Source organism: Aeromonas diversa CDC 2478-85 (assembly GCF_000819805.1).
Taxonomy (GTDB): Bacteria; Pseudomonadota; Gammaproteobacteria; order Enterobacterales; family Aeromonadaceae; genus Aeromonas; species Aeromonas diversa.
Genome location: NZ_CDCE01000033.1, coordinates 181,838 through 182,167, shown reverse-complemented (window position 1 = coordinate 182,167; position 330 = coordinate 181,838). Strand labels below are relative to the sequence as shown.

Here is a 330-nt window from a genome sequence, read left to right as displayed (position 1 = left end):
GTGCCGGGGCCACCCGAGATGACCGCGAAGGGGCGGCCGGCGGCGGTGGCGGCCGCGAGTTTCTGGCCGTTGCAGCAGGCCGACAGCGGGATCAGGGCATCGAGGGGGGCGAGATCGGCGCCGCTCTGGGCCGAGGCGAGTAAGCGTTCAATATCGCCCCAGGCCAGTTCGGCCCCCTCAACCAGATCCAGGTACTTCTCGAGGAAGTGGCGTGCCGAGAAGGCCGGCGCGGTGCGAAGGGGCAGCAGCGCCGCAAACAGGCGCCCGTAGTCGCGGGCAAACAGGCGATCCAGCGCGGCGCGAATGTCGGGAAACTCGGCCCGGGCCGAG

At 71.2% G+C, this 330-nt stretch carries 1 pseudogene; it reads right to left on the bottom strand.

The window, feature by feature from the left end:
* Positions 1-330 (bottom strand): annotated as a pseudogene (locus BN1121_RS14305) (exodeoxyribonuclease V subunit alpha); the annotation flags it as partial.